6 protein-coding genes are annotated in these 7,351 nt (G+C 72.2%); 2 read left to right on the forward strand and 4 right to left on the reverse strand.

All coding sequences use genetic code 11. From position 1 onward, the window contains the following. Positions 1–13 precede the first annotated feature (13 nt). Both ASC99_RS20000 and mmuM read right to left on the reverse strand, forming a co-directional pair. Positions 14–778 (reverse strand): IclR family transcriptional regulator, encoded by a 765-nt coding sequence (locus ASC99_RS20000; RefSeq protein ID WP_057233979.1) that lies wholly within the window; start codon positions 776–778, stop codon positions 14–16. 103 nt (positions 779–881) lie between these two features. Further along, positions 882–1,757, reverse strand: a complete 876-nt coding sequence (mmuM, locus tag ASC99_RS20005; protein WP_057233981.1) for a homocysteine S-methyltransferase — start codon at positions 1,755–1,757, stop codon at positions 882–884. A 70-nt stretch (positions 1,758–1,827) separates the two neighbouring features. Here mmuM and ASC99_RS20010 point away from each other — a divergent pair, with 70 nt between their 5' ends. Next, a complete protein-coding gene (locus ASC99_RS20010; RefSeq protein ID WP_057233983.1) occupies positions 1,828–2,343 on the forward strand; it encodes an NUDIX domain-containing protein in 516 nt (171 codons plus the stop codon). Between the two features lie 159 nt (positions 2,344–2,502). Beyond that, positions 2,503–4,521 carry an acetoacetate--CoA ligase gene (locus ASC99_RS20015; protein WP_057233985.1) on the forward strand — a complete coding sequence of 673 codons (2,019 nt, stop codon included), beginning with the start codon at positions 2,503–2,505 and terminating at the stop codon, positions 4,519–4,521. A gap of 49 nt (positions 4,522–4,570) precedes the next feature. Here the strand turns inward: ASC99_RS20015 and ptsP are convergent, their stop codons facing one another. After that, a complete protein-coding gene (gene ptsP / locus ASC99_RS20020) occupies positions 4,571–6,241 on the reverse strand; it encodes a phosphoenolpyruvate--protein phosphotransferase (protein WP_057233986.1) in 1,671 nt (556 codons plus the stop codon). A gap of 85 nt (positions 6,242–6,326) precedes the next feature. Then, the gene (locus tag ASC99_RS20025) at positions 6,327–6,776 is read right to left on the reverse strand and encodes a PTS glucose transporter subunit IIA (RefSeq protein ID WP_057233988.1); all 450 of its coding nucleotides are present in this window, start codon (positions 6,774–6,776) and stop codon (positions 6,327–6,329) included. Positions 6,777–7,351: the final 575 nt, after the last annotated feature.

Consider the following 7,351-nt stretch of genomic DNA (forward strand, 5'->3'; position numbering starts at 1 on the left):
CAGAGGCCAGGCGTCAGAACCGGCCGGCACCCAGGTCCCGGGAGATCGCCCGGGCCGCGCTGCGCACCGAGGCCACCAACGAGGGCCGGACGAAGCCGTCCTCGCAGACCCGCTCCACCGCACCGCTGATGCAGACCGCACCCACCGGGTTGCGCCGCCGGTCCTGGATCAGCGCGCCGATCGAGGCCACGCCCTCCCAGGTCTCCTCCACCGCGTCGGCCCAGCCGCGCTCCCGGATCAGCCCGCACTCCTCGTCCACCGAGGCCAGATCCGTCAGGGTCCGCGAGGTGTACGCCTCCAACGGCTCCTCGCCCAGCTCGCCGCGGGCCACCGGGTCGTACGCCAGCAGCACCTTGCCCAGCGCGGTGGAGTGCAGCGGCTGCATCGAGCCGACCTCCAGCACCTGGCGGGTGTCGTCCGGGCGGAACACGTGATGGACGATCAGCACGCCGCGCTGGTGCAGCACCCCGAGGTAGACCGTCTCACCGCTGGCCCGCGCCAGGTCGTCCGCCCAGACCAGAGCCCTGGCCCGGAGCTCGTGCACGTCCAGGTAGCTCTGGCCCAGCCGGAGCAGCTCGGCGCCCAGCTGGTACTTGCCGCTCTCCGGATCCTGCTCGACGAAACCCTCCTGCTGGAGGGTGCGGAGGATGCCGTGCGCCGTCCCCTTGGCCAGCCCCAGCGCGGTGGACACCTCCGACAGACCGAGTCGCCGCTCGCCACCGGCCAGCAGCCGCAGGATCGCGGCAGCCCGGGACAACGACTGGATCGGGCCGGGCATTGCGTACCTCCGCTGACAGGCGGTCGACATTGTCGACCGCAGTGGTATCGCACTGAGTCTGCCAGGCCGACGGCCGGACGTGCACCTTTCCCGGTAGTAGCGGTCAGTTCCGCACGGCCGCGGCCAGGGCTCGGATCTGTGCCGGACCGACCCGGCAGCAGCCACCCACCAGCCGGGCCCCGTCCGCCAGCCAGGACGTCACCCGGTCGGGCCGGAAGGTCGGCTCACCCTGCCAGGACCGGCCCTGCCAGCTCTCCCCACTGTTCGGGTACACCACCACCGGCTTCCCGCTCGCCCGCGCCGCGACCCGCACGGCGGCGTCCGCGTCCGCCGGAGAGCAGCAGTTCACCCCGACTGCCAGCACCTCGGGCGCGGCCCCCGCCAGCGCGAACGCCTCCGCGATCGGCTGGCCCGCCCTGGTCCGGTCACCCGCGATGCTGAACGACAGCCAGACCGGGACCTCGACCCCCGCCAGCGCGCGCAGCACGGCCGCCGCCTCGTCGGTGTCCGGGATCGTCTCCACCGCCAGCACGTCCGGACCCGCCGCCAGCAGCGCCTCGATCCGGGGCCGGTGGAAGTCCACCAGCTGACCCTCGGTCAGCCCGTACCGGCCCCGGTACTCCGAACCGTCCGCCAGCACGGCCCCGTACGGTCCCACCGAGGCCGCCACCCAGCCCGGTCCCGCCGCCCTCGCCAGCCCGACGCTGCGGCCCAGCAGCGCGGCGGCCTGCTCCCGGTCGACACCCCGGCGGGCGAACCCCTCGAAGCTCGCCTGGTAGCTCGCGGTGATGGCCACCTGGGCACCCGCCGCGAAGTACGCCCGGTGCGCCTCGGTGATCGCCGACGGGTCGTCCGCCAGCAGCCGGGCGGACCAGAGCCCGTCCGAGAGATCGTGCCCCGCGTCCGCAAGCTGATTGGACAACCCGCCGTCCAGCACCAGCGGCCCCGCCGCGAGCGCCTCGGCGAACGAAGCAGCCATCACATCTCCTCCTCGAGGCAGCTGCGCGAGACAGTGACGCGTCGTCACCCCTTCGCACTACCATCCAGTCATGACCGGCCCCCACTCACACTGCCACTTCTGCGGCACGCCGTACGCGGCTGCCGGCACCGTCTGGCCGCGTACCTGCCCCGGCTGCGGCGAGATCAGCTACCGCAACCCGCTGCCCGTCGCCGTCGCGCTGCTCCCCGTCGAACGGCCGGACGGCACCCGCAGCCTGCTGGTCATCCGCCGCACCATCGAGCCCGGCTACGGCGAACTCGCCCTCCCCGGCGGCTACGTCGACTTCGGCGAGAGCTGGCAGCAGGGCGCCGCCCGCGAACTCCGCGAGGAGGCCGGCATCGACGCCGACCCCGCGAGCGCCCGCCTGGTGGACACCGGCAGTGACCCGCGCGGCGCGTTCCTGATGCTCTTCGCCCTCTTCCCGTCCCGCGCCCTGGCCGACCTGCCGCCCTCCGTCCCGACCGACGAGACCGACGGCTGGTACCTGATCAACACGCCCACCCCACTGGCCTTCCCGCTGCACAACCAGGTCGCCGACGCCTGGTTCAAGGGCAGCTTCGACTGACGGCGGGCCGACTTCCGGCCCGTCGCCGCAGGTGGGCGCCCACCTGCCACCCTGGCGCACAGGACGATCACGTGGCAGAGTCCAGCACCGTCAGCGCCACTCCGGGCGGGCCGCCACAAGCCGGTCCCGTCCCCACCGACCGGCCGGGAGACCACCACCGTGAGCACCCCACCCCAGGATCAGCCGCTCTGGCGGCCCGACCCCGCTCGCGCCGCCGCCACCCAGATCGTCGCCTTCCAGGCCTGGGCCGCCGAACACCACGGCGCCCCCGCCGCGCCGCTCGCGCCCACCGCCGGTGACGACGAGGCCGCCGCCCGGTACGCGGCCCTGCACGCCTGGTCCACCGAGGACCTGCCCCGGTTCTGGGGGGCCGTCACCGAGTGGTTCGACGTCCGGTTCAGCACCGAGCCCGAGGCCGTGCTCACCGACCGGTCCATGCCCGGCGCCCGCTGGTTCCCCGGCGCCCGCCTCAACTACGCCGCCGCTGCCCTCCGCCGCGGCGAGCAGGACAGCTACCGGGACAAGCCCGCGATCCTCCACCTGGACGAGAGCGGCGAGCCGCCCACCGAGCTCAGCTGGGCCGAACTCCGCCGCCAGGTCGGCTCGTTGAGCGCCGCCCTGCGCGAGCAGGGCATCCGCCCCGGCGACCGGGTGGCCGGCTACCTGCCGAACATCCCGGAGGCCGTGGTCGCCCTGCTGGCCACCGCCGCCGTCGGCGCGGTCTGGACCAGCTGCGCCCCCGACTTCGGCGCCCGCAGCGTGCTCGACCGCTTCCAGCAGCTCGAACCCGTCGCCCTGATCACCGTGGACGGCTACCGGTACGGCGGCAAGAACCACGACCGCCGCGAGGTGGTCGCCGAGCTGCGCCGTGAACTGCCGTCCCTGCAGACCGTGGTGCACGTCCCGCTGCTCGGCACCGAGGCCCCCGAGGGCACCCTGCCGTGGAGCGCGCTGACCGCCGCCGACGTCGAGCCGGTCTTCGAGCCCGTCCCGTTCGACCACCCGCTCTGGGTGCTCTACTCCTCCGGCACCACCGGCCTGCCCAAGGCCATCGTGCAGAGCCAGGGCGGCATCCTGGTCGAGCACCTCAAGCAGGCCGGCCTGCACCTCGACCTCGGCCCCGACGACCGGTTCTTCTGGTACACCTCCACCGGCTGGATGATGTGGAACTTCCTCATCGCCGGCCTGCTGGTCGGGTCCACGATCGTCACGTACGACGGCAGCCCAGGCCACCCCGACACCGGCGCCCTCTGGTCGGTCGCCGCCCGCACCCGCGCCAACGTGCTCGGCACCTCCGCCGCGTACGTGATCGCCAGCCGCAAGGCCGAGCTGCACCCCGGCCGCGACCTCGACCTCTCGGCCGTCCGCTGCATCGGGACCACCGGCTCGCCGCTGCCCCCCGACGGCTTCCAGTGGATCTACGACGAGGTCAAGCAGGACGTCTGGCTCGCCTCGGTCAGCGGCGGCACCGACGTCTGCTCCTGCTTCGTCGGCGGCGTCCCCACCCTCCCCGTGTACCTCGGCGAGATCCAGGCCCCCTGCCTCGGCTCCGCCGTCGAGGCCTGGGACGTCAACGGCGACCCGCTCACCGACCAGGTCGGCGAACTGGTCGTCACCCAGCCGCTGCCCTCGATGCCGATCGGCTTCTGGGGCGACAAGGACGGCACCCGCTACCACGACAGCTACTTCGACACCTACCCCGGCATCTGGCGGCACGGCGACTGGATCACCGTCACCTCGCGCGGCACCGTGGTCATCCACGGTCGTTCCGACTCCACCCTCAACCGGCAGGGCGTCCGGATGGGCTCCGCCGACATCTACGAGGTGGTCGAACGCCTCCCCGAGATCACCGAGTCCCTGGTGATCGGCCTGGAGGAGGCCGAAGGCGGCTACTGGATGCCGCTGTTCGTGGTCCTCGCCCCCGGCGCGACCCTGGACGAGGACCTGATCGGCCGTATCCGCAGCTCGCTCCGCACCGAGCTGTCACCCCGTCACGTCCCCGACGAGGTGATCGCGGTGACCGGCCTGCCGCACACCCTCACCGGCAAGCGGATCGAGGTCCCGGTCAAGCGCCTGCTGGCCGGCACCCCGCTGGAGCAGGCCGTCAACCCCGGCTCGGTCGACAACCTCGACCACCTGCGGTTCTTCGAACAGCTCGGCCGCGACCGCCGGTCCTGACCGTACGACAGAGGGGCGCCCACCAGTTGGTGGGCGCCCCTTTTCCGGACTACTCGCCGGACAGCACCTGCTGCGCTGCCGCCCGGGCCTCGTCGGCGGTGTCCGTGGCACGGGCCGCCTCGGCCGCCCGCTGACACTGCGCCAGGGTGTACTTCGCCAGCGTGGAGCGCACGTACGGGATCGCCGCCGCGCCCATCGACAGGCTGGTCACGCCGAGACCGGTCAGCACACAGGCGAGCAGCGGGTCGGAGGCCGCCTCGCCGCAGACCCCACAGCTCTTGCCGACCGACTTCGCCGCCTCGGCCGAGAGCGCCACCAGGTCGAGCAGCGCGGGCTGCCACGGGTCCTGGAGCCGGGCCAGCGCGCCGACCTGGCGGTCCGCCGCGAAGGTGTACTGAGCCAGATCGTTGGTGCCCAGCGAGAGGAACTCGACCTCGTTCAGGATCGAACGGGCCCGCAGCGCGGCGGACGGAATCTCCACCATCGCGCCGAACTTCGCCTTCAACCCGGCCTCGCGGCAGGCGTCCGCGAACGCCTTGGCGTCGACCCGGTCGGCCACCATCGGCGCCATCACCTCGAGGTAGACCGGCAGACCCTCGACGGCCTTGGCCAGCGCGCGCAGCTGAGTCTGCATCACCTCGGGGTTCTCCAGCAGGGTGCGCAGACCGCGCACACCGAGCGCCGGGTTTGGCTCGTCCGCCGGGGTGAGGAAGTCCAGCGGCTTGTCGGCGCCGGCATCCAGCGCCCGCACCACCACCCGGCCCTCGGGGAAGGCCTCCAGCACCTTGCGGTACGCCTCGATCTGCTTCTGCTCGCTCGGCGCCTTGGCCGAGTCGTCCAGGAACAGGAACTCGGTACGGAACAGGCCGACGCCCTCGGCACCGTTCTCCAGCGCGGCCGGCAGGTCCGCCGGGCCGCCGATGTTGGCGAGCAGCGGCACCTTGTGCCCGTCCGAGGTCTGCCCCGGACCGGAGGACGAGGAGAGCGCGGCCTTGCGTTCGGCCGCGACTCGGCGCAGCTCGGCCTGCTTCTCCTCGGACGGCTTGATCAGCACCTCGCCGGTGGAGCCGTCGACCGCGACCACGACACCCTCGGGCAGATCGGTGGCACCGGGCATGGCAACCACGGCCGGCACGCCCATCGCCCGGGCCAGGATGGCGCTGTGGCTGGTCGGCCCGCCCTCCTCGGTCACGAAGCCGAGCACCAGGGTCGGGTCGAGCAGCGCGGTGTCGGCCGGCGCCAGGTCCCGGGCGAACAGTACGTACGGCTCGTCGCTGTCCGGCACACCCGGCATCGGCATGCCGAGCAGCCGGGCCACGATCCGGTTCCGCACGTCGTCCAGGTCGGCGACCCGGCCGGCCAGGTAGTCCCCGGCAGCGGCGAGCAGCGCCCGGTACGCGGCGAAGGCGTCGTAGACGCCCCGCTCCGCGCTGCTGCCGACCGCGATCCGACGGTTCACGTCGGCGATCAGCTCCGGGTCCTGCGCCATCAGCGCCTGGGCCTCCAGCACGGCCTGGGCCTCGCCACCCGCCAGGTTGCCACGGGCGATCAGGTCCGCCGCGACGGCGTCCACGGCCGCCTGGGCGCGAGCCTGCTCGCGAGGCGCGTCCTCGGTGGGGATCTGGGTGGCCGGGGGCTCCAGCACCGCCGTGCCCATGTGCCGGACCTGGCCGATCGCGACACCGTGGCTGACACCTACGCCTCGCAGCGCCTGTTCCATTGTGGGTTCCTTTCACCCGGGTACTGGCCGAGCCGCCCCACCCCGGACTGCGGGGCGGGACGGCGCGTTATGTCGTCTCGGTCCGTCAGTTCCAGGTGAACAGGTCGCCGTCGACGGCGATGTCGCCGTTCTCGACCACCCCGGACAGCGCGTCGGCCGAGGCCTCCAGCGCGACGATCGGGGAGATCGGCGACTTGCCGGCCTTCTCGACCTCGGCCGGGTTCCAGCGGATGACCGCCTGGCCGCGGGTGACGGTGTCGCCCTTCGACACCAGCAGCTCGAAGCCCTCGCCATTGAGCTGGACGGTGTCGATGCCCAGGTGAGTCAGCACCCCGTGGCCGTCGACGTCCACCACCACAAAGGCGTGCGGGTGCATGGAGACGACGACACCGTCCACCGGAGCGACCGCCTCGGTGGGCTCGCGCACCGGGTCGATGGCGGTGCCGGGGCCCACCATCGCGCCGGCGAAGACAGGGTCGGGCACGTTGGCGAGCCCGACGGCGCGACCAGCCAGCGGCGAGGTCACAGTGGTCATGGTGGAGCCTCCCAGGTACGGAGCACAGCGTGCCGCCGCGGACAGCGGCGGTGTGATCGTTCTGAAGCCTAAATCATGCCAACTAAGGACATTTCGCAAGCATCCACTGGGGCGGGTCCCGACTGGCGATCCGACGCCCGTAGTGCACGGTTGCTGCTGCGTGCCGTCATCGTCCCTGCTGGCAGGGGCTTACGAGGGCACGAGTGGTCTAGTCCTCTTGGTCGACGCGCCGCACTCTACGCCATGCGGATGAGCCGCGACGATCGTGCCGATCGGGCGGCATAGAGGGGTGTGAGCAGACAGTGCTGGGCCGACCGGGTGAGGGGTCGACGCGGCGCGCGGCGGCTCGATTAGGCACTCCGCTGCGGAAGGGCTATGGTTTGTCGAGTCGCCGCAAGACGGCGATGAACACCAGATGACGGATTCGCAAAACTTCGGTTAAAACGAAGCAAACGGATCTGCTAGGATGGTGGAAACGAACGAAGCGCCCGGAGGGTCCGCCTGATAAGCGGCTCGAAGGAAGTGTCCGTTCCTTGAGAACTCAACAGCGTGCCAAAAGTCAACGCCAGATATGT

The organism is Kitasatospora sp. Root107, assembly GCF_001424875.1.
In the GTDB taxonomy this organism is placed as follows: domain Bacteria; phylum Actinomycetota; class Actinomycetes; order Streptomycetales; family Streptomycetaceae; genus Kitasatospora.